This window comes from Aeromonas sp. 25-248 (assembly GCF_053005425.1).
The window spans coordinates 96,462-114,320 of the sequence record NZ_JBRKTB010000004.1; the positions used below are offsets into that span (position 1 = coordinate 96,462).

The 17,859-nt window shown below is 62.2% G+C and carries 21 protein-coding genes; 20 read left to right on the plus strand and 1 reads right to left on the minus strand.

Translation table 11 applies throughout. From position 1 onward, the window contains the following. Positions 1–15 precede the first annotated feature (15 nt). The 20 genes from cheY to ACVDHI_RS08515 all read left to right on the plus strand — a co-directional run bounded on the left by cheY (position 16) and on the right by ACVDHI_RS08515 (position 17,120). Positions 16–387 carry a chemotaxis response regulator CheY gene (gene cheY / locus ACVDHI_RS08420; RefSeq protein ID WP_425278782.1) on the plus strand — a complete coding sequence of 124 codons (372 nt, stop codon included), beginning with the start codon at positions 16–18 and terminating at the stop codon, positions 385–387. Between the two features lie 12 nt (positions 388–399). Continuing rightward, complete coding sequence (locus ACVDHI_RS08425) at positions 400–1,140, plus strand: protein phosphatase CheZ (protein WP_010673935.1); 741 nt, start codon at positions 400–402, stop codon at positions 1,138–1,140. A gap of 11 nt (positions 1,141–1,151) precedes the next feature. After that, the gene (locus ACVDHI_RS08430) at positions 1,152–3,308 is read left to right on the plus strand and encodes a chemotaxis protein CheA (RefSeq protein ID WP_277856731.1); all 2,157 of its coding nucleotides are present in this window, start codon (positions 1,152–1,154) and stop codon (positions 3,306–3,308) included. Positions 3,309–3,339: 31 nt separating this feature from the next. Beyond that, positions 3,340–4,455: a protein-glutamate methylesterase/protein-glutamine glutaminase gene (locus tag ACVDHI_RS08435; RefSeq protein WP_239053144.1), complete on the plus strand. Its 1,116-nt coding sequence runs from the start codon at positions 3,340–3,342 to the stop codon at positions 4,453–4,455. Positions 4,456–4,457: 2 nt separating this feature from the next. Further along, positions 4,458–5,195, plus strand: coding sequence for a flagellar motor protein (locus tag ACVDHI_RS08440; protein WP_041212636.1), 738 nt, complete (start codon positions 4,458–4,460; stop codon positions 5,193–5,195). Between the two features lie 2 nt (positions 5,196–5,197). Then, positions 5,198–6,106 (plus strand): OmpA family protein, encoded by a 909-nt coding sequence (locus ACVDHI_RS08445; protein ID WP_447211959.1) that lies wholly within the window; start codon positions 5,198–5,200, stop codon positions 6,104–6,106. A 4-nt stretch (positions 6,107–6,110) separates the two neighbouring features. Then, complete coding sequence (locus ACVDHI_RS08450) at positions 6,111–6,905, plus strand: ParA family protein (RefSeq protein WP_010673940.1); 795 nt, start codon at positions 6,111–6,113, stop codon at positions 6,903–6,905. Next, positions 6,902–7,768, plus strand: coding sequence for a chemotaxis protein CheW (locus ACVDHI_RS08455; protein WP_010673941.1), 867 nt, complete (start codon positions 6,902–6,904; stop codon positions 7,766–7,768). The genes ACVDHI_RS08450 and ACVDHI_RS08455 overlap by 4 nt, the downstream gene beginning before the upstream one ends. A 69-nt stretch (positions 7,769–7,837) precedes the next feature. Then, on the plus strand, positions 7,838–8,326 hold the full coding sequence (locus tag ACVDHI_RS08460) for a chemotaxis protein CheW (protein ID WP_010673942.1): 489 nt from the start codon (positions 7,838–7,840) through the stop codon (positions 8,324–8,326). Positions 8,327–8,397: 71 nt separating this feature from the next. Continuing rightward, positions 8,398–8,784, plus strand: a complete 387-nt coding sequence (locus ACVDHI_RS08465) for a DUF2802 domain-containing protein (protein ID WP_010673943.1) — start codon at positions 8,398–8,400, stop codon at positions 8,782–8,784. A 219-nt stretch (positions 8,785–9,003) separates the two neighbouring features. Beyond that, positions 9,004–9,639: a cytochrome c biogenesis heme-transporting ATPase CcmA gene (gene ccmA, locus ACVDHI_RS08470; protein ID WP_039039903.1), complete on the plus strand. Its 636-nt coding sequence runs from the start codon at positions 9,004–9,006 to the stop codon at positions 9,637–9,639. Positions 9,640–9,642: 3 nt separating this feature from the next. Further along, a complete protein-coding gene (ccmB, locus tag ACVDHI_RS08475; protein WP_010673945.1) occupies positions 9,643–10,311 on the plus strand; it encodes a heme exporter protein CcmB in 669 nt (222 codons plus the stop codon). Positions 10,312–10,477: 166 nt separating this feature from the next. Continuing rightward, positions 10,478–11,218, plus strand: coding sequence for a heme ABC transporter permease (locus ACVDHI_RS08480; protein WP_010673946.1), 741 nt, complete (start codon positions 10,478–10,480; stop codon positions 11,216–11,218). Between the two features lie 2 nt (positions 11,219–11,220). Beyond that, positions 11,221–11,427 (plus strand): heme exporter protein CcmD, encoded by a 207-nt coding sequence (gene ccmD / locus ACVDHI_RS08485; RefSeq protein ID WP_039039901.1) that lies wholly within the window; start codon positions 11,221–11,223, stop codon positions 11,425–11,427. Next, positions 11,424–11,915 (plus strand): cytochrome c maturation protein CcmE, encoded by a 492-nt coding sequence (ccmE, locus tag ACVDHI_RS08490; protein ID WP_039039900.1) that lies wholly within the window; start codon positions 11,424–11,426, stop codon positions 11,913–11,915. Before ccmD ends, ccmE begins: the two co-directional genes overlap by 4 nt. A gap of 79 nt (positions 11,916–11,994) precedes the next feature. Next, positions 11,995–13,950 (plus strand): heme lyase CcmF/NrfE family subunit, encoded by a 1,956-nt coding sequence (locus ACVDHI_RS08495; RefSeq protein WP_041212639.1) that lies wholly within the window; start codon positions 11,995–11,997, stop codon positions 13,948–13,950. Beyond that, complete coding sequence (locus ACVDHI_RS08500) at positions 13,947–14,477, plus strand: DsbE family thiol:disulfide interchange protein (protein ID WP_223955635.1); 531 nt, start codon at positions 13,947–13,949, stop codon at positions 14,475–14,477. Before ACVDHI_RS08495 ends, ACVDHI_RS08500 begins: the two co-directional genes overlap by 4 nt. Positions 14,478–14,487: 10 nt before the next feature. Continuing rightward, positions 14,488–14,970 (plus strand): cytochrome c-type biogenesis protein, encoded by a 483-nt coding sequence (locus tag ACVDHI_RS08505; RefSeq protein WP_039039897.1) that lies wholly within the window; start codon positions 14,488–14,490, stop codon positions 14,968–14,970. Further along, the gene (gene ccmI, locus ACVDHI_RS08510) at positions 14,967–16,229 is read left to right on the plus strand and encodes a c-type cytochrome biogenesis protein CcmI (protein ID WP_319892534.1); all 1,263 of its coding nucleotides are present in this window, start codon (positions 14,967–14,969) and stop codon (positions 16,227–16,229) included. The genes ACVDHI_RS08505 and ccmI overlap by 4 nt, the downstream gene beginning before the upstream one ends. A gap of 78 nt (positions 16,230–16,307) precedes the next feature. Continuing rightward, a complete protein-coding gene (locus tag ACVDHI_RS08515; protein WP_029314176.1) occupies positions 16,308–17,120 on the plus strand; it encodes an MlaA family lipoprotein in 813 nt (270 codons plus the stop codon). Between the two features lie 110 nt (positions 17,121–17,230). Here ACVDHI_RS08515 and sodB read toward each other — a convergent pair whose 3' ends face one another. Beyond that, positions 17,231–17,815: a superoxide dismutase [Fe] gene (gene sodB / locus ACVDHI_RS08520; protein WP_010673954.1), complete on the minus strand. Its 585-nt coding sequence runs from the start codon at positions 17,813–17,815 to the stop codon at positions 17,231–17,233. Positions 17,816–17,859 lie beyond the last annotated feature (44 nt).

Sequence of the window (17,859 nt, forward strand, 5' to 3'; positions counted from 1 at the left end):
ACTTTGGACAAGAACATGAAAATCCTCATCGTCGATGACTTTTCAACGATGCGCCGGATTATCAAGAACTTGCTGCGTGACCTGGGATACAACAATACCCATGAAGCAGACGATGGCAACACGGCGTTGCCGATGCTGAAAAATGGCGACTTCCAGTTCGTGGTCACCGACTGGAACATGCCTGGCATGCAGGGCATCGACCTGCTCAAGGCGATTCGCCTCGACGACAAGCTCAAGCACCTGCCGGTTCTGATGGTGACTGCCGAAGCCAAACGCGAGCAGATCATCGAAGCCGCCCAGGCCGGGGTCAATGGCTATATCGTCAAGCCGTTCACCGCTGCCACCCTCAAAGAGAAGCTCGACAAAATCTTTGAACGTATCGGCTAAGGAGCGGCAGGGATGAAGGCCAAAACGAGTGCCATGATCTCGCTTGACCAGGCAAGGATGCTGGTTGCCCACCTGGAGCGGGAAGAGTTTGAACAGGCCGATACCATCCTCGCCGATGTGTGCGCCCCCAACGCGGCGGCCCTGTTTGACAAGGTGGGGCAGCTGACCCGCCAATTGCACAACTCATTGCAGGATTTTCGCCTGGATCCCAGGATCCCCGACCTGGCCACCCATGAGATCCCGGATGCCCGGGAGCGTCTGAGCTATGTCATCGACATGACGGACAAGGCGGCCAATCGCACCATGGATGCGGTCGAGGCAAGCCTTCCCATCGCCGATCGACTCAACGACAACATTCAGCTGGTCATGCCCAACTGGAATGCCCTGATGAGCCGGGATCTCGAGCTGGGTCAATTCAAGGCGCTGTGCCATCAACTGAATGATTTTATTAAGGCTTCTGAGACGGATGCCGATAAGTTACGACAACTGCTGACGGAAATTCTGATGGCTCAGGATTTCCAGGACCTGACCGGTCAGATGATCCGCAAGGTGATCAAACTGGTGCAGGAAGTTGAAACGAAGTTGATAGAGATGCTGACCATGTTCGGTGAGGGCGTTAGCGACAATTCGGCACGTAGCCTGCCAGCGAGCGGCATCGAGGCGGAAGGGCCCATCATGAACCCGCAGACCCGCTCAGATGTGGTCAATGGTCAAGATGATGTGGACGATCTGCTGTCTAGCCTGGGATTCTAATGGAGTGACGCATGGCCTTCGAAGTTGATGAAGACATACTGCAAGACTTTTTGGTCGAAGCATCAGAAATATTGGAACAGTTGTCTGAACAACTGGTCGACTTGGAAAAGCGGCCCGATGACAAGAACCTGTTGAACGCCATCTTCCGCGGCTTCCACACCGTCAAGGGGGGAGCGGGTTTCCTCTCTCTCACCGAACTGGTGGATGTCTGTCACGGTGCCGAGAACCTGTTCGACATGCTGCGCAACGGCAAGCGGACCCTCAGTGCCGAGCTGATGGATGTCATCTTGCAGGCGCTGGATGCCATCAACGTCATGTTTGCCCAGGTCCAGAACCGCGAAGAGATAAGCCCCGCCTCTCCCGATCTGCTGCACGATCTGCACGAGCTGTGCAAGCCGGAAGGGCAGGAGCAGCTGCGTACCGCCAGCGTGGCGGCCCAGCCAGAGCCGGAGCCTGAGCCGGAACCCGCACCAGAACCCGAGGTCATCGCCGAGGTGGCGCCTGTCGCCGTCAATGGCGGTGGCTCCATCGACGAGATCTCCGCCGACGAATTTGAACGCCTGCTCGATGAGCTGCACGGTGTCGGTAAAGCGCCGACGGTCTCTGCCGCCCCCGTGCTGAGCGGTTCAGGTGACATCACAGACGACGAATTCGAAGCCCTGCTCGACCAGCTCCATGGTCAGGGCCAGCACGGTGGTGCCCCCGATCTGGCCCCCCTGCAGTCGGTCCAGAAAGAGGTGGACGAGCTCATCGACGACGATGAGTTCGAGCGCCTGCTGGATGAACTGCACGGCCGTGGGCAGGGGCCCCAGCACAGTCTGGCACCTGCTCCTGCGCCCGCTCCCGAACCCAAGGCCCCGGCACCCGCTGCCCCCGCCGCCCCGGTGACGCCGCCCAAGGCGCCAGTGGCCGCCAAACCCGCGCCGGCAGAGCCCCCAGCGCCAGCCAAGGCCGCCCCTGCCAAGCAGGCCGCTCCCGCCGAGAGCAGTGCGGTACAGAGCGATACCACGGTGCGGGTGGATACCAAGACCCTGGACGTCATCATGAACATGGTGGGCGAACTGGTGCTGGTGAGAAACCGCCTGGTGAGCCTCGGCATCGCCAGCAATGACGAAGAGATGTCCAAGGCTGTCGCGAACCTCGACGTCGTGACCGCCGATCTGCAGGGCGCGGTCATGAAGACCCGCATGCAGCCTATCAAGAAAGTATTCGGCCGCTTCCCGCGTGTGGTGCGCGACCTGGCTCGTACCCTCAAGAAGGAGATCGAGCTGGTGATGGTGGGTGAGGACACGGATCTGGACAAGAACCTGGTGGAGGCCCTGGCCGACCCCCTGGTTCACCTGGTGCGCAACTCCTGCGACCATGGCGTCGAGATGCCGGACGTGCGCGAGAAGGCGGGCAAACCCCGTCAGGGCACCATCACCCTGAGCGCCTCCCAGCAAGGGGACCACATTCTGCTCTGCATCGAGGATGACGGCGCAGGGATGGACCCGGAGAAGCTCAAGTCCATCGCCATCAGCCGTGGCGTGCTCGATGCTGACAGCGCGGCGCGCATGAGCGACAACGATGCCTACAACCTGATCTTCGCCCCCGGCTTCTCCACCAAGTCGGAGATCTCCGACATCTCCGGCCGTGGAGTGGGCATGGACGTAGTGAAGACCAGCATCGTCAGCCTCAATGGCTCGGTGCACATCGATTCCACCTGGGGCAAGGGCACCCGTCTCGAGATCAAGGTTCCCCTGACTCTGGCCATTCTGCCGACCCTGATGGTGGAGGTGGGTCAACAGACCTTCGCCCTGCCCCTCGGTTGCGTGAATGAGATTTTCCACCTGGATCTGAAAAAGGCCAACGTGGTGGATGGCCAGCTCACCATCATCGTCCGTGACAAGGCGATTCCGCTGTTCTACCTGCACAAGTGGCTGGTACGCGGTGCCGGCAAGACGGCCCGCCAGGACCAGGGCCACGTGGTCATCGTCCAGATCGGCACCCAGCAGGTGGGCTTCGTGGTAGACAACCTCATCGGTCAGGAAGAGGTGGTGATAAAGCCCCTGGACAACCTGCTGCAAGGTACCCCCGGCATGGCTGGCGCCACCATTACCAGCGACGGCGGCATCGCCCTCATTCTGGATGTGCCCAGCCTGCTCAAGGCCTATGCCCGTCGCCACTGAGCGCCAGGCTCAAGGAGTTAAAAGAATAACAATGGCAGTCAAGGTATTAGTGGTCGACGATTCGAGTTTCTTCCGCCGTCGGGTCAGCGAAATCATCAATCAGGATCCCCTGATGACGGTGATCGACACGGCCCAGAACGGGCGGGAGGCGGTAGACAAGGCGCAGCAGTTGCGGCCAGACGTCATTACCATGGACATTGAAATGCCGGTACTCGACGGCATCAGCGCCGTACGCGAGATCATGGCCAAGTGTCCGACCCCCATCCTGATGTTCTCCTCCCTGACCCACGAGGGAGCCAAGGCAACCCTGGATGCGCTGGATGCGGGCGCCCTCGATTTTCTGCCCAAGAAGTTTGAAGACATCGCCCGGGACAAGGACGAAGCCGTCAACCTGCTGCAGCAACGGGTCAAGGAGATCGCTCGCAAACGCTTCCTGATGGCGACCCGGCCCCGTGCCCCCGAGCCTGCCGCCCGGCCCGCCGTCACGGGGGGCCTGAATCGCCCCTTGGCCGAACGCCAGCCCGAGCCTGTGCGGGCAGCGGCGGCTCCCGCCGCGTTCAAGCGCAGTGGCAAGAGTTACCAGCTGGTTGCCATCGGTACCTCCACCGGCGGGCCGGTGGCACTGCAGAACGTGCTGACCAAGCTGCCGGGAGATTTCCCTCATCCCATTCTGCTGATCCAGCACATGCCGGCCACCTTCACCGCTGCCTTTGCCGCCCGCCTCAACGGGCTGTGCCAGATAGGGGTCAAGGAGGCGCAGGATGGCGACGTGCTCAAGCCGGGTCAGGCCTATCTTGCCCCCGGTGGCAAGCAGATGCTGCTGGAAGGGCGCGGACCCGGTGCCCGTCTTCGCATCATCGATGGCAATGACAAGGTCAACTACAAACCCTGCGTGGACATCACCTTCGCCTCCGCCGCCAAGACCTATGGCGACAAGGTGCTGGCCATCGTCCTGACCGGCATGGGCGCGGATGGCCGCGACGGTGCCCGTCTGCTCAAGGAGCAGGGGGCGACCATCTGGGCGCAGGATGAAGCCTCCTGCGTGGTCTATGGCATGCCCCAGGCCGTTGCCAAGGCGGGCATAGCAAGCGAATCCCTGCCGCTGGATCGGGTGGCCCAGCGCATTCTGGTCGAGTTGGGTCGCTGACCATGGGCATGCTCGGCCTGGTGCTGGCGCTGGGGGCCGTCGCCATCGCCCAGTGGTGGCATGGCGGGAGCCTGCTGACCCTGCTGGATGGCCCGGCCTTTGTCATCGTCGTCGGGGGAACCTGGGGGGCGGTGATCTTGCAGACTCCCCGCAAGTACCTGCTCAGTGCCCTGAGGCAGGCAACCTGGATGCTGTTTCCGCCGCAGCTGGATCTTGCGGAGCAGGCCGAGCGCCTGAAGGCGTGGGCCCAGTTCGCCCGCCAGCAAGGCTTGCTGGCGCTGGAAAACCAGGCCGAGGCCGAGCCCGATCCCTTCACCCGCCAGGGGCTTTCCATGATTGTGGATGGCGTCTCCATCGAGGATATCCGCAGCCTGCTGGAGGCGGATATCGACATCGAGCAGGAGCGCAATGAGCACTCGGCCAGGGTGTTCGAGTCCATGGGGGGGTACAGCCCCACCATCGGCATCATCGGGGCCGTGATTGGCCTCATCCAGGCCATGTTTCATCTGGAGGAGCCAGGCACCCTGGGGGCGGGCATTGCCGTGGCCTTCGTCGCCACCATCTACGGGGTGGGCTTTGCCAACTTGCTCTATCTGCCGATTGCGAATCGGCTGCGCGCCTTCCACTACCATTACGGCCTCTATCAGGAGATGACCCTGGAGGGGCTTCTGGCCATCGCCCACGGGGAGAACGGCCCGCAGGTTGAAAGGCGGTTACGGGCTTATCTGAAAGGGGAGTAGCCATGCGCAAGCGCTATCGTTTGCACCTGCAAGGGCGAGAGCATCTCGATCGTTGGCTGGTCTCCTATGCCGATTACATGACGCTCATCTTCGCCCTTTTCGTGGTGCTCTACTCCGTTGCCATCGTCAACAAGGAGGAGTACCGCGCCGTCATCGAGGGCATGACCCAGGCCTTCAACCAGGCGCCGCGCAGCGATGGCCTGCTGGAAGGGCGGGGCAATTCCTTGCTGGACAACCCGGTCTCGGCCGCCCCCAGCCTGCTGGAGAGCCAGGCCTCTGCGTCCCCTTCGCAGGCCCCCATCACGGGTACGCCCGTCTCGCAAGATGGCACGGCTCTTGCGCAGATCGACATGCAGATCCAGGAGTCCATGGGCGCCCTGGTCGATGCGGGGGTGGTGAAGCTTGCGCAGGATGACAACTGGCTGACGGTGGAGCTGAGTTCAGGTCTCCTGTTCAACAGTGGCAGCGCTTTTCTGGGGAACAATGCCGCACCCGTGCTCGATACGCTTTCAGGTATTCTCAAACCGGTCGATAACTATGTCAGGGTGCGGGGCTACACGGATAACCAACCGATAAACAACGAAATTTTCCGCTCCAACTGGACATTGTCAGCGGCCCGCGCCGAGGCAGTGCTCAATGCCCTGGTGGGTAAGGGGGTGGCTCCCGGTCGGCTAGCCTACGAGGCGTACGGAGAGTTTTCCCCCTTCGTCGACAATGGCACCGAGCAGGGACGATTACAGAATCGCAAGGTGGTGGTCGCCATATCCAGGTTCGCCTGGGTGCCGCCAGCCCCCGTCAAACCGCTGACGGTGGCACCGGTGCAGGACGCACCGCAGAGTGTCGACAGTGAAAAGATCAGGGTGATCGCGCTGCCCGGTGGGGGCATACGCATAACAACAAGGCAGGATTGATACAGTGATTGTTTGGACGGTTGCCAATCAGAAAGGTGGAGTCGGTAAAACCACCACGGTCGTCTCCCTGGCGGGCATTCTGGCCCAGCGTGGCCAGCGGGTACTGCTGATCGACACCGACCCACACGCCTCCCTGACCTCCTATCTCGATTTCGACTCGGACAGGCTGGAAGGCACCCTGTACGAGTTGTTCCAGGCGGCCAAACCCAGCGCAGAGCTGGTCAACCGGATGACCCTCAAGACCCGATTCGAGAACATCAGCCTGCTGCCCGCCTCGATTACCCTGGCCACGCTGGATCGGGTGATGGGCAACAGGGAAGGGATGGGGCTGGTGCTCAAGCGCGCCCTGCTGCGGGTGCAGGATCAGTTCGACTACGTGCTCATCGACTGCCCGCCGGTGCTGGGGGTCATGATGGTGAACGCGCTGGCGGCCTGCGATCGCATCCTGGTGCCGGTGCAGACCGAATTCCTGGCCCTCAAGGGGCTGGAGCGGATGATGAAGACCTTCGAGATCATGCAGCGCTCCAAGCGGGAGAAGTTCCGCTACACCATCATTCCGACCATGTTTGACAAGCGTACCCGCGCCTCCCTGATGACATTGCAGTCCATCAAGGAGCAGTATGGGGAGGCGGTGTGGAATGCGGTCATTCCCATCGACACCAAATTCAGGGATGCCAGTCTGGTGCACATTCCTCCCTCCATCTATGCACCGGGCAGCCGGGGCACCTATGCCTATGAGACCCTGCTCAACCATCTCGACGCGCTGGAGCGTCAACGGACCCAGGAGGTGATGCCGTGAGAGAGACCACCCAGGTTCGGGCCATGGACGACTATTTCCACTCCCTGCTGCTGGACGATGCCCTGCTGCGGGAAGATCCCGAAGACGAAGCACCGGCCCCTGCGTTGCAACGTCAGACCGTCGCCGTGCCGGAGGTGGCTGCCACCCCCTATCTTGAAGCCGATACCCGACTGGCCCAGCTGAGCGAGCTGCTTGCCCAGGTGGGACAGGTCCAGTTCGAGATGGATGCCCTGAGCCACGAAGAGGTGCATGTCGAGCCATTCCAGCTCGAGGCGGAGGTGGTTGACAGTGAGCCTCTGGTCGCCCTGGCAGAGCCGGTGGTGGAAGCCGTGGTGGAGGAGGTCGAGCCCGTCGCCCTCGCGGTGGCGGAACCCGCGCCCGCCCTCGAAGCGGCGCCCGCACCGTCGACCTGGGAGAACCTGGATACCGGCAACGAGTTTCAGGCGCTCTTCTTCGACGTGGCCGGGGTGACGTTTGCGGTGCCTCTGACCGAGTTGGGGGGCATCCATCAACTGGGGGAGGTGACCTCTCTCTTCGGCCAGCCGGGCTGGTACAAGGGGATCATGACCTCCCGCGAGCAGAAGATGAACGTGGTGGACACGGCCCAGTGGGTCATGCCGGGCCAGCATCTGGAGATGGACGATTACAAATATCTGATTATGCTGGGAGAATCACCCTGGGGATTGGCCTGTCACCAGTTGAAGGGCACAGAACTGCTGCACCGGGACCAGGTGAAGTGGCGCCATCAGGAGGGCAAGCGCCCCTGGTTGGCCGGCATGGTCAAGGAGAAGATGTGTGCCCTGCTGCACGTCAGGGAGCTCTTGCTGCTGCTAGGACGGGGCGTGAACATCGAAGGCCGCTGACAACGTCGGCATCGCCATGGTTTTATTGCTAATTTTACCCGTTGACGGGTTCATACAAGGATCAAGAAGATGACAGAGAAGCGCAATATTGCACAGAATCTGGCCGAAGACGAAGTGCTGCAGTGGGTGACCTTCCAGTTGGAAAATGAGACCTATGGCATCAACGTGATGCAGGTTCAGGAAGTGTTGCGCTACACCGAGATCGCTCCGGTCCCGGGTGCACCTGACTACGTGCTGGGTATCATCAACCTGCGTGGCAACGTGGTGACCGTCATCGATACCCGCTCCCGTTTCGGCCTGCCGGCCGGGGACGTGAGCGAGAACTCCCGCATCGTCATCATCGAGGCGGAGAAGCAGGTGATCGGCATCATGGTGGACAGCGTGGCCGAGGTGGTCTATCTGCGCTCCTCCGAGATCGATGCCGCCCCGGCGGTGGGCACCGAGGAGAGCGCCAAGTTCATCCAGGGCGTCAGCAACCGTGACGGCCAACTGCTGATCCTAGTGGATCTCAACAAGCTGCTCTCCGACGAAGAGTGGGAAGACATTGGTTCCCTGTAACAGGGACGGGAACGTGCGGACGGGGGCGATGGCACCTGTCCGCCTCCCTGTGACGGTAAGGTGATGGTTTGATGATTGAATTTGCAGCCTTGGGGTTGTCCTTGCTCGCACTGGTGCTGGCCCTTTACGGGATCCTGGGGCACCGTCGTCGCCAGCGAGAGTCCGAGGCCAGGGTGGAAGCGCTGCAGGGGCAGCTCGAGAGTCTGCGCAAGCAGATGATGGAGTTGCACACGGGCGCCATCGGTATGGGTCAGCGTCTGCAAGCCGCAGAAGGGGCCATGCAGAAGATCCACGACAGCCAGCAGGAGCTGACGTTGCAGGATCCGGAGCGCCGCCTCTACAGCCGCGCCGCCAAGATGGTGGAGCTTGGTGCCGATCTGGACGAGGTGATGAGCGAGTGCGAGTTGCCCCAGGCGGAAGCGGAGCTGCTTATTTCCTTGCGAAAGGGACGCAGCTGACGGATGTGTCGCGGGGAGGCCGGTGCCTCCCCGCTTTCTGTTCGACCCGTGGCCACCTCTTTCTCGATGCCGGGACAGTGGATAATCCTTTGGCATCAATCTCTTTGGTGGGGGCGCGATCTTCCCCACAAATCCTGTTGATTATTGGCATCTTTGAAAAGACGCCTCCGGATCCTGTGTTAAGATGCAGGCCGCCTCATTTTCAACGATTACATCCCCATGCTGCTTCAAGCGAACAATCTGAGCTGCGTGCGTGAAGATCGCACCCTGTTTGAACATCTCTCCTTCGCGGTGCGTGCCGGGGATTTGATGCAGATTGAGGGTCCCAACGGGGTGGGCAAGACCAGCCTGTTGCGCCTGCTCACCGGCCTCTCCCAGCCCTTTGCTGGCGAGGTGTGCTGGAATGGGGAGAATATCCGCCATTGCCGGGATGAATACCACGCCAGCCTGCTTTACCTGGGCCATCAGCCCGGCGTCAAGGCGACCCTGACCCCCCTTGAGAATCTCTCCTTCTACCAGAAGCTTCATGGCCCTGCCGGGGACGGCGTGGATCTCTGGCGGGTGCTGGCCCAGGTCGGCCTCGCCGGTTTCGAAGACTATCCCGCGGGACAGCTCTCCGCCGGGCAGCAGCGACGGGTGGCGCTGGCCAGGCTGTGGCTGAGCGAGCGACCGGCGCTCTGGATCCTGGACGAGCCCTTCACCGCCATCGACAAGCAGGGGGTCAGGGTGCTGGAGCAGTTGTTCCTCGCCCACGCGGACAGGGGGGGCATGGTGGTCCTTACGACCCACCAGGATCTGACCCTGATGCAGGGACGGCTCAAGACCCTCTCCCTGACCTCGCTGTTGCAGGAGTAGCCCATGCTGCGCGCCGTCATACACCTTATTCACCGCGAGTTGCTGATGGCCCTGCGCCAGCGCGCCGACATCTTCAACCCGCTCTGGTTCTTCCTCATCGTCATCACCCTGTTTCCATTGGGGATCGGGCCCGAGCCCCAGTTGCTGGCCCGCATCGCTCCCGGCATCATCTGGGTGGCGGCCCTGCTGGCGGCCATGCTCTCCCTGGAGCGGCTGTTTCGTGACGACTTCAGTGACGGCGCCCTGGAGCAGATGATGCTGATGCCCCATCCCCTGGGGTTGCTGGCCCTGGCCAAAGTGATCGCTCACTGGTTGCTGACCGGTCTGCCGCTGTTGCTGGTCTCCCCCTTGCTCGCCATCCTGCTCTCCCTGGAGCTGAAGACCTATCTGGCCGTGGTGGCCACCCTGGCGCTCGGTACGCCGGTGCTGAGCCTGCTCGGGGCGGTCGGAGTAGCGCTGACCGCAGGGCTGCGCAAGGGGGGCGTGCTGCTCAGCCTGTTGTTGCTGCCGCTCTATATTCCGGTGCTTATCTTCGCCACGTCCGCCATCGACGCGGCGAGCATGGGACTGCCCTATGCCGGTCAGCTCGCCATCCTGGGGGCCATGCTGGTGGGGGCATTGACCCTGACGCCCCTGGCTATCTCGGCGGCGCTTCGGGTGAGTGTCAACTGATTGATTTGGTGAAAAGATTTTCGTTTGAAGCCTTGTTAGGGGCGAGATAGTTGAGATAGATCAAGGGGATGGCTGCTTATTGCTTTCGGGGGATATGATGTTTTTCCCCCATGGGTATGGTAGCCCTCGCCACTTAAAAATTAATAACTGAAAGGTTTCGTGAGCTATGTGGAAATGGTTGCACCCTTATGCCAAACCCGAGCGCGCCTATGGGCTGGCCGGCACCCTGCTGCCCTGGTTTGCCGTGACAAGCCTGCTTGCCTTCATCATCGGCACCGTCTGGGGGCTGGCTTTCGCTCCCGCCGATTACCAGCAGGGCGACTCTTTCAGGATCATCTATATCCATGTGCCCTCCGCCATCCTCTCCATGGGCGCCTACTCCACCATGGCGGTGGCCGCCTTCATTGGCCTGGTGTGGCAACTGCGCATGGCAGACATGACGGTGGCGGCCATCGCCCCGGTGGGGGCCGTCTTCACCTTCATTGCCCTCTTTACCGGCGCCGCCTGGGGCAAACCCATGTGGGGCACCTGGTGGGTGTGGGATGCCCGGCTCACCTCCGAGCTCATCCTGCTGTTCCTCTATCTGGGTGTCATCGCCCTCTACAACGCCTTCAGCGACAAGGTGGTGGCGGGCCGCGCCGCCGGCATCCTGGCGCTGGTCGGGGTGATCAACCTGCCCATCATCCACTACTCGGTGGAGTGGTGGAACACCCTGCACCAGGGGGCCACCATCACCAAGTTTGACAAACCCTCCATCTCCCCCGAGATGCTGTGGCCGCTGCTCATCATGATCCTGGCGTTCGCCGCGTTTCTCGGTGCACTGACCCTGATGCGTTTTCGCAATGAGCTGCTGATGCGGGAGTGGCACCGCCCCTGGGTTGCCGACATCGCCAGGCAGGAGAAGTAAGCATGCACTTTGCCTCGTTCAGTGATTTCATGGCCATGGGGGGCTACGCCTTCTACGTCTGGCTCTCCTTCGGTCTGACCCTGCTCTGCCTGGTCGGCATCGTCATTTCCACCCGGTTGAAGACCCGCAGCCTGCTCGGCGAACTGCGCAACAAGCAGGCTCGGGAGGCACGCCGCAAGGCAGCCCAGCAGATGGAGAATACCCTATGAACCCGCGCCGCAAGAAACGCCTCACCATCATCCTGGCCATCAGCCTGGGCCTTGCCAGCGTGACTGGCCTGGTGCTCTATGCCCTGAGTCAGAACATCGACCTCTTCTACACCCCGAGCGAGCTGGTGGAAGGGAAGGGGCCGGAGAAGATCAGGCCCGAGGAGGGGCAGCGCCTGCGCATCGGTGGCCTGGTGGTGCCGGGGTCTGTGGTGCGGGATCCCCAGAGCCTCAAGGTAGCCTTCAAGCTGGTGGACAACGGCGGCCATCTGGTGACGGTGGAGTTTGACGGCATTCTGCCGGACCTGTTCCGCGAGGGGCAGGGGATCGTCGCTCAGGGCACCCTCAAGGATGCCACCACGGTCGCCGCCTTCGAGGTGCTGGCCAAGCACGACGAGAACTACATGCCGCCGGAAGTGGCCGACGCCACCAACGGCATGCACTTCAAGCCCGAATACACAGAGGCACAGTTGCAGGGAGCCAAGCAATGATGCCGGTATGTGCCAAGAATTCACTTCTTTATGCCGCCAAATCGGCAGGTTTCTCCGTGCAATCGAGAGGGAATAGTCAATGATCCCGGAATTAGGGCAGTTCTCACTGATCCTGGCCTTCGCCACCGCCCTGCTGCTGGGCAGTTACCCGCTGATCGGGGCCCATCTCGGTCGTCTTGGCATGATGTCGGCGGCCCGCCCGCTCGCCTACAGCCAGTTCCTGCTGCTGCTGCTGTCGTTTCTCTGCCTCACCTGGGCCTTTATCGACAACGACTTCACCGTGCAGTACGTGGCCACCAACTCCAACAGCCTGCTGCCCCTGCAATACCGCATCTCGGCGGTGTGGGGAGCCCATGAAGGCTCGCTGCTGCTTTGGGTGCTGACCCTGGGAGGCTGGACGGCGGCGGTGGCCCTCTTCAGCCGCCGCCTGCCGCTCGATGCAGTGGCGCGGGTACTCGGGGTGCTCGGCCTTATCTCGGTGGGCTTCACCGCCTTTGTGCTGTTCACCTCGGATCCTTTCACCCGCACCCTGCCGTATTTCCCGGTGGACGGGCGGGATCTCAATCCGCTGCTGCAGGACCCCGGTCTCATCTTCCATCCCCCCATGCTCTACATGGGGTATGTGGGCTTCTCGGTGGCCTTCGCCTTCGCCATCGCCTCCCTGATGACGGGGCGTCTGGACGCCACCTGGGCGCGCTGGTCCCGTCCCTGGACCATGGCGGCCTGGGTCTTCCTGACGCTGGGCATCGTGCTCGGTTCCTGGTGGGCCTATTACGAACTCGGCTGGGGCGGCTGGTGGTTCTGGGACCCGGTGGAAAACGCCTCCTTCATGCCCTGGCTGGCGGGCACGGCCCTGCTCCACTCCCTCGCGGTGAGCGAGAAGCGCGCCACCTTCAAGGCCTGGACCGTGCTGCTGGCGCTCTCGGCCTTCTCCCTGAGCCTGCTCGGCACCTTCCTGGTGCGTTCCGGCGTGCTGGTGTCGGTCCATGCGTTTGCCTCGGACCCGACTCGGGGTCTGTTCATCCTGGGCTTCCTGCTGGCGGTGATAGGCAGCTCCCTATTGCTGTTCGCCTTCAAGGGCTCCCAGGTGAAGAGCCACGGCAAGCATGAGCTGTGGAGCCGGGAGACCCTGCTCCTTGGCAACAACATCCTGCTGGTGGCGGGCCTGCTCACCGTGCTGCTCGGCACCCTGTTGCCCCTGGTGCACAAGGAGCTGGGGCTTGGCAGCATCTCCATCGGCACCCCCTTCTTCAACCACATCTACAGCTGGCTCATCATCCCCTTCGCCCTGCTGCTGGGGGTGGGCCCCCTGTTCCGCTGGCGCCGCCAGGATCTCGGTGAGCTCAAGGGCAAGGTGATGCTCGCCCTGGTGCTGAGCCTGGCCGCGGCTCTGCTGTTGCCCAAACTCTTTGCCGAGGCGTTCAAACCCTGGGCTGCGCTCGGTATTGGGCTTGGCGTCTGGATCATCGTCACCAGTGTGCAGGAGACCTGGGCGCGGGCCACCCACAAACACGGTTTTGCCACCGGCGTGCGCAAGCTTGGCAACAGCCACTGGGCCATGATCCTGGGGCACGTGGGGCTCGCGGTCAGCATCATCGGCATCGCCTGCACCCAGAACTACAGCATCGAGAAGGACCTGCGGATGCAGGCCGGCGATCGCGTCCAGTTCGCCGATTACGAGTTCGTCTTCACCGGCATCAAGGAGAAGAACGGCCCCAACTACGACGGTTTCAAGGGCGTGCTGGAAGTGCACCGGGATGGCAAGCAGGTTGCCCTGCTCAAACCCGAGAAGCGGATGTACACCGTGAGCCGCATGCCGATGACCGAGGCGGCCATCGATGCGGGGGTTACCCGGGATCTCTATGCGGCGCTCGGCGAGCAGCTCGACAACGGCGCCTGGGCGGTACGGATCTACTACAAGCCCTTCGTGCGCTGGATCTGGTTTGGCGGCGTCTTCATGGCCCTCGGCGGCGTGCTGGCCATGCTGGACAAGCGCTACCGCTTCGGACGTCGTGACGAGGAGGCCAAGGCATGAGCAAGAAGACCTGGCTCTATCTGCTGCCCTTCATCATCTTCCTGATGGGGGCCGTGTTTCTGTTCAAGGGGCTCTACTCCGATCCCACCAAGCTCGAATCCGTGATGGTGGACAAGGAGGTGCCCGTGTTCACCCTGCAGGACATCTATGACCTGGGCAAGCAGCACGACAGGAGCATCCTCAAGGGGCGCCCCATGCTGCTCAACGTCTGGGCCACCTGGTGCCCGACCTGTTACGGAGAACATACCTACCTCAAGGAGCTGGCGGGGCAGGGGATCTACATCGTCGGCATGAACTACAAGGACGAGCGTGACAAGGCCATCAAGTGGCTGGCGGAGCTTGGCAATCCCTACCAGGTCAACCTCTATGATCCGGACGGCATGCTGGGGCTGGATCTCGGTGTCTATGGCGCGCCCGAGACCTTCTTCATCGACAGCCAGGGCATCATCCGCTATCGCCACGTGGGGGACATCAACCCGGAAGTCTGGGCGTCGACCCTCAAACCCATCTTCGATGCCATGAAGTGAGGCTTCCCCGATGAAAACACTGATTGCATCCCTGTTGCTGCTGGCCGGTCTCGTCTGTGCCGGACAGGCCCGCGCCGCCATCGATGTCTACACCTTCGAGAGCGACGCTCAGGAGCAGACTTTTCGCGAGTTGACTAAGGAGCTGCGCTGCCCCAAGTGCCAGAACCAGGACATCGCGGATTCCAACGCCGGGCTTGCCAAGGATCTGCGGGACAAGACCTACCAGATGGTGCGCGAGGGCAAGGAGAAGCAGGAAGTGGTGGACTACATGGTGGCCCGCTACGGCAACTTCATTCTCTATGATCCCCCCCTGATGGCCTCGACCCTGATCCTCTGGCTTGGCCCCTTGCTGGTCATCGTGATTGGCGTCGTCACCGTGGTGGTGCGAAGCCGCCGCCATGCCCCTGCTCCCTTGCAACAGCCTGAAGGCACCCTGAGTGCAGAAGAGCAGGCCAGGCTGTCCGCCCTGCTCAAAGAGGAAGAGAAACCATGACCCCATTCTGGATACTGGGTGCGGCCCTGCTGGTGCTGGCGAGCCTGGCGCTGATCGTGCCGCTCTGGCGTGGCGAGGGCAGGCAGAGCATCAGTCGCTCGGCCCTCAACAAGCAGCTCTATCGCCAGCGCCTGCTGGAGATAGGGGAGGAGCGGGAGCAGGGGATACTGGCGGAGGAGCCGGAATCCCTGGTGGAGCTGCAGCGCAGCCTCCTGGACGACATTCCCGACGTGGAGCAGACCGCCCGTGGCGGCAAGAGCCTGATCTGGATCCCCGGTGTGCTGGTGCTGGCGGTGGTGAGCATCGGCCTCTACGCCAAGCTCGGCGCCTGGCAGGAGGTGAGCCGCTGGCAGGATGCCAGCAGCCGGTTGGGGGAGCTCAGCAACCGCATCCTGGTGGAGCGCGACGCCCGGGTGACCGAGCAGGATCTGCTGGACTTCACCCTGGCCCTGCGAACCCGGCTGAAAGAAGAACCGAACGACTACCGTGGCTGGCTGCTGCTGGGGCGCCTGACCCTGGATGGCAATGATCCCGAGATGGCCCGCGAGGCGCTGGAGCGTGCCTACGCCCTCGCGCCCCAGAAGGCCATGGTAGCGGTGCCCTATGCCCAGGCCCTGATGATGACGGGGGAGGAAGCCCGTGCGGATCAGCTGTTGCAGGCGGTCATTGCCGAGGACCCGGCCAACATCGAGGCTCGCTCCGTCCACGCCTTCATGGCCCTGCAAAAAGAGGATTTCCAGACCGCCCTCGACCGCTGGCAGGGGATGTTGCCGCTGCTGGAGCCGGGCTCGGCCCGCTACACCATGGTGGAGCGCTCCATGGAGTACGCCAGGCAGCAGCTTGGCCAGCGTGGCATCGCCGTGACTACCCCGTCTGCCGAAGGCCAGGCACAAGCCGAGGTGCTGGCGGTGAAAGAGGGGGAGTTCCCTCTACACATCACCCTGGCGCCGGGCATCAAGATGCCGGAAGATGCCCATCTGTTCGTCTTTGCGGTGATCCCCAACGGTCCGCCCATGCCCATCGCGGTCAAGCGCATTGCAGGCCCGCATCTCCCGCTCACCCTCTCCCTGGGGGACGGGGATGCCATGATGGAGGGGAGCAAGCTGGCGGCCCATGCCGAGCTGCAGTTCAAGGCGCGCCTCTCCCGGGGCGGCAACGTCATGAACAAGGAAGGCGCCGTTGAAGGGGTTTCGGTCACCGTGCCGACCAGCACCATCCCCACAGCGCCGATTGACATCCGCATCGATCACGCCCTCTAATACGCTTTTGGCCCACCCCATGGGGTGGGCCCCCTGTATAATTCATATCAATACCCAAAAAAATCTTAGGACTTTCATATGTATCTGCGTTCAGGAGCATTGGCGGTGGCATTGCTGCTCGCGGGCTGTGCGGGCGGCCCTCCCAAGCCGGGCCCGGAGAGCCTGGATCTCGGCGAGACCCCGAGCCGCCCCGGGGCATCCAGCACGGCCAGCGATCCTCGCGACCCCTTCCAGGGGCCCAACCGTGCCATGTGGGCCGTCAACTATGACGTGCTGGAGCCCTATGTAGCGCGCCCCGTGGTACACGGCTATGCCCGCTATGTCCCGCAAGGAGTGAGGGACAGCATCGAGAATTTCGTGGACAACTTCGACGAGCCGAGCAGCATGGTAAACCACCTGCTGGTGGGTGATCTGAAAGGGGCCGGTACCAACCTGGGCCGCTTCACCCTCAACACCACTGTGGGCCTGCTCGGTCTGTTCGACGTGGCCAAGCATGCGGGCCTGGCTCGCAACACGCTGGAGATGGACACCGTGCTCGGCAAGGCCGACATCGGGGATGGCGCCTATCTGATGGTGCCGGTCTACGGTCCCACCACCACCCGGCAACTGGTAGGGGATACCATCGATACCATCTACTTCCCCTATGCCCTGCTGACCTTCCCGCTGAAGGTAGTGCACTGGGCGCTGGATGGCCTCGGTACACGCTCCAAGCTGATCGATCAGGAGCGCATCATCGACAACGCGCTGGATCCTTACGCCCTGACCAAGGACTTCTACTTGCAGTACAACGATGGCAAGGTGACGGGCCGCAAACCCGAGCTCCAGGAGCAGAAGCCAGAGGCGGCGGATGATGGCAACCTCGACGATTACATGGACGAGATAGACCAGTAAGCACGGTCATCTTCCACAAGGCGCCTGCGGGCGCCTTTGTTGTCGATGGCAGGTATTCGACCATAAAAAAACGCCCCGCAAGTGCGGGGCGTTTTGGCAAGAAAGGCTTATCAGGCAGCCAGGTTCTTGGCCACGAATTCCCAGTTGACCAGGGCCCAGAAGGTTTCCATGTACTTCGGACGCAGGTTGCGGAAATCGATGTAGTAGGCGTGTTCCCACAGGTCGACGGTCAGCAGCGGGGTGGTACCGGCTTCGGTCAGCGGGCAACCGGCGTTGGAGGTGTTGACGATGGCCAGGGAGCCGTCAGCCTTTTTCACCAGCCAGGTCCAGCTGGAGCCGAAGTTGCCGATGGCAGACTTGGTGAACGCATCCTTGAACTCGGCGAAGGAGCCGAAGGCCTTGGTGATGGCATCGGCCAGAGCGCCAGTGGGCTCGCCACCGCCGTTCGGGGAGAGGCAGTGCCAGTAGAAGGTGTGGTTCCAGATCTGGGCAGCGTTGTTGAAGACGCCACCAGTGGAGGTCTTGATGATCTCTTCCAGAGACTTGCCTTCAAACTCGGTACCCGGCACCAGGTTGTTCAGGTTGACCACGTAGGTGTTGTGGTGCTTGCCATGGTGGTATTCCAGGGTTTCCTGGGAGATGTGCGGTTCCAGAGCATTGATTGCATAGGGCAGAGCGGGAAGTTCGAAAGCCATTTTCTACTCTCCATTGGCTGGTCCGTGCGAAGGCGACGGTTGCA

Coding starts and splice junctions, on each gene's coding strand:
- cheY (WP_425278782.1), top strand. CDS start 16: ATGAAAATCCTCATCGTCGATGACTTTTCAACGATGCGCCGGATTATC.
- ACVDHI_RS08425 (WP_010673935.1), top strand. CDS start 400: ATGAAGGCCAAAACGAGTGCCATGATCTCGCTTGACCAGGCAAGGATG.
- ACVDHI_RS08430 (WP_277856731.1), top strand. CDS start 1,152: ATGGCCTTCGAAGTTGATGAAGACATACTGCAAGACTTTTTGGTCGAA.
- ACVDHI_RS08435 (WP_239053144.1), top strand. CDS start 3,340: ATGGCAGTCAAGGTATTAGTGGTCGACGATTCGAGTTTCTTCCGCCGT.
- ACVDHI_RS08440 (WP_041212636.1), top strand. CDS start 4,458: ATGGGCATGCTCGGCCTGGTGCTGGCGCTGGGGGCCGTCGCCATCGCC.
- ACVDHI_RS08445 (WP_447211959.1), top strand. CDS start 5,198: ATGCGCAAGCGCTATCGTTTGCACCTGCAAGGGCGAGAGCATCTCGAT.
- ACVDHI_RS08460 (WP_010673942.1), top strand. CDS start 7,838: ATGACAGAGAAGCGCAATATTGCACAGAATCTGGCCGAAGACGAAGTG.
- ACVDHI_RS08465 (WP_010673943.1), top strand. CDS start 8,398: ATGATTGAATTTGCAGCCTTGGGGTTGTCCTTGCTCGCACTGGTGCTG.
- ccmA (WP_039039903.1), top strand. CDS start 9,004: ATGCTGCTTCAAGCGAACAATCTGAGCTGCGTGCGTGAAGATCGCACC.
- ccmB (WP_010673945.1), top strand. CDS start 9,643: ATGCTGCGCGCCGTCATACACCTTATTCACCGCGAGTTGCTGATGGCC.
- ACVDHI_RS08480 (WP_010673946.1), top strand. CDS start 10,478: ATGTGGAAATGGTTGCACCCTTATGCCAAACCCGAGCGCGCCTATGGG.
- ccmD (WP_039039901.1), top strand. CDS start 11,221: ATGCACTTTGCCTCGTTCAGTGATTTCATGGCCATGGGGGGCTACGCC.
- ccmE (WP_039039900.1), top strand. CDS start 11,424: ATGAACCCGCGCCGCAAGAAACGCCTCACCATCATCCTGGCCATCAGC.
- ACVDHI_RS08495 (WP_041212639.1), top strand. CDS start 11,995: ATGATCCCGGAATTAGGGCAGTTCTCACTGATCCTGGCCTTCGCCACC.
- ACVDHI_RS08500 (WP_223955635.1), top strand. CDS start 13,947: ATGAGCAAGAAGACCTGGCTCTATCTGCTGCCCTTCATCATCTTCCTG.
- ACVDHI_RS08505 (WP_039039897.1), top strand. CDS start 14,488: ATGAAAACACTGATTGCATCCCTGTTGCTGCTGGCCGGTCTCGTCTGT.
- ccmI (WP_319892534.1), top strand. CDS start 14,967: ATGACCCCATTCTGGATACTGGGTGCGGCCCTGCTGGTGCTGGCGAGC.
- ACVDHI_RS08515 (WP_029314176.1), top strand. CDS start 16,308: ATGTATCTGCGTTCAGGAGCATTGGCGGTGGCATTGCTGCTCGCGGGC.
- sodB (WP_010673954.1), bottom strand. CDS start 17,815: ATGGCTTTCGAACTTCCCGCTCTGCCCTATGCAATCAATGCTCTGGAA.